At 74.0% G+C, this 2,298-nt stretch carries 2 protein-coding genes; both read right to left on the bottom strand.

All coding sequences use genetic code 11. From position 1 onward, the window contains the following. A partial coding sequence (locus IY392_RS16470) for a glycosyltransferase (RefSeq protein WP_194861806.1) occupies nucleotides 1-1,031 on the bottom strand: 1,031 nt, incomplete at its 3' end. 130 nt (nucleotides 1,032-1,161) lie between these two features. Continuing rightward, a partial coding sequence (locus IY392_RS16465) for a glycosyltransferase family 2 protein (RefSeq protein WP_194861805.1) occupies nucleotides 1,162-2,298 on the bottom strand: 1,137 nt, incomplete at its 5' end.

Below are 2,298 nucleotides of genomic sequence, written 5' to 3'. Positions count from 1 at the left end.
GTGGCCGCGCGGTCGAAGGTCAGGGCCACGGGGACGGCTGCCGCGAGGGCGGAGGCAGGGGCGCGGCCCGGCTCGACCAGGACGACGCCGGGTTGGCCGCGGAGGATCTCACGGATCCCGCCGCGGGCGAGCGCGACCACGGGGGTCCCGCAGGCAAGCGCCTCGACGGCGGTCAACCCGAACGGCTCCTCCCAGCACGGGGTCACCAGGGCCACCGAGGCCCTCGCGACCAGGGGGACCAGTGACTCGCGACCGAGCGCCCCGTGAAACCGCACCGCGTCCCCCGCGTGGCGAAGACGCGGGGCCAGGACCGCGCTCATGTACCGGTCGTCGCCGATCCGGCCGGCCAGGTCGAGCTCCATGCCCGCCCGCAGAGCGGCGTCGACCGCCAGGTGCGGGGCCTTCTCCGGGACGATGCGACCGCACCACACCGCCCGCGGCGGGATCCCGGACGGGGACGTGTGCGCGGTCGCGGACGAGGGGTGGGGCCTCCAGATCCGGGTCTCGACCCCGTTGGGGATCACCTCGGCGCCCTGCGGCACCCGCCACGACCCGAGGACCGACCGACTGACGGCGTGGACCATCCCGGTCAGTCCCCCGAGCTGGTCGAAGGCGTCCTGCATCGGGGCGAGCGCCGGGCAGTGCAGCGTCGTGATCATGCGGGCGTCCAGGTCCGCGGCCCGGATGAGGGGGACGTGGCTCAGGCTGTGGTTGAGGATCACGTCGAAGCGGGGATCGGCGAGGTGATCCATCAGCCTGTGGAACTCGGCGGCGTCCGCCTCGTATCCACCCTCGGGGTAGAAGCTGTCCCCGAACCCGGCCACACCGGACATCGCGGTGAACTCGAACCGGGGGTCGTGACCCTCGCTACCGGCGGCGGCGAACAGCGTCACATGGTGCCCTCGCGAGCGCAGGGCCGCGACCTCCTTGGCCACCACCACCTCGAGTCCACCGGCGTACGGCTCGCGGATGGGGAACCGTGAGGGTCCTATCACCGCGATGGTCATCGGCTCGTCGCTCTGTGCGTCCACGGGCCCCCTCTCGCTCCTGGCATGCCGGGCGCTCCGGCTGGTTCGGGTGCCCGATTCTCGGTCGGTTGCCCCGAAACTCAGATGGTGACCCCCCGGGGGGCCTGCCGCCACCGGAGGGGCCTCGTCGGGGTCACCAGCCGCCCAGAATCCGCTCGAGACGGACCCCCGCGTCGTCCACCGGGAAGCACGTGACTCCCAGGTCCGTGGCCCGGATCGCGACCGGGTCACCGGGGCGGTCTCCCCAGAAGTGCTCCCGCGCCAGAGCGCGCGAGGTGCGGATCAGCGCGAGGACGCGGCCCTCGTCGTCGTCCAGCGTGAGCATCCCCACGGGCGGGCACAGGGCGCGCAACCGCCCCGGGTCGAGCGCCCCGAGTGCGCAGGGACGGAGGAGGTCGATCAGGACCTCGGGACGACGACGAGGTCCCGCCCCCTGCGGCGCCGGTTCCCACCACCGGTGGCGCGAGGCGAGCCGGACCCGGGGGTCGGCGCCGAAGAGCTCGGCGATCTCGGCGGCATCGGAAGTGGCCGGGTCCACGGTCACCGAGACATCGCCCCAGCGGACGAGAGAGGCGCAGGCCGCCGCGTCGGCCCCGCTCCCCCGCTGCCCCGCGTGAACGTGCACGGCGACGAGTGGGACCTCGAAGATGCCGCCGGACGGACGGGTGAGCGGGGAGACGATGAGGCGGGCCAGGCGGGCGGTCTCGGCGTTCTTCTGGGCGACGTGACCGGGATCGTCCTCCCCCCTCCCGCTCCAGTCCGGGCCGTCGTGCCAGGCCACGGCACCGGGAACGTGGCGAAGGCGGCCACCGGCCTGCTCGCAACGCCAGGCCAGGTCCCAGTCTTCGCCGCCGTAACCGACGATCCGGGGGTCGAACCCGCCGGACAGGTCATACAGGCGTCGGTGCAGTCCGCACACCGCCGAGAGCACACCGCGCCACCGGCCCGCGTGCCAGCCGCCGTCCTCGCGGGTCAGATCGTCGGTCTCGCGGTAGAACGCGGAAGGCCAGGCGGGGTCGGGGAGAATCTCGGCGGGTTCGGACACGTCCGTGCCCGCGAACCGCCCGTACCTGCGCCGGCCCACCACCAGCAGGTCCGGGTTCTGATCGAGCGCGGCGAGAAGGGCGGCCACGTACCCGGGAGCGGGGACGGTGTCGCCGTCGAGGAACACGATCACCTCGCCGTCGCCGGCCGACGCGCCCAGGTGGCGTGCGGCGGACGCCCGGAAGCCTCGATCGTCCTGCCGCACCACGGTCACCCCGGGCGGGAC

Origin of the sequence: Dietzia sp. SYD-A1 (assembly GCF_015356725.1) — a bacterium.
In the GTDB taxonomy this organism is placed as follows: Bacteria; Actinomycetota; Actinomycetes; order Mycobacteriales; family Mycobacteriaceae; genus Dietzia.
Note: the sequence above shows the minus strand (reverse complement) of the source record. Positions and strands in the feature narration are given on the sequence as shown.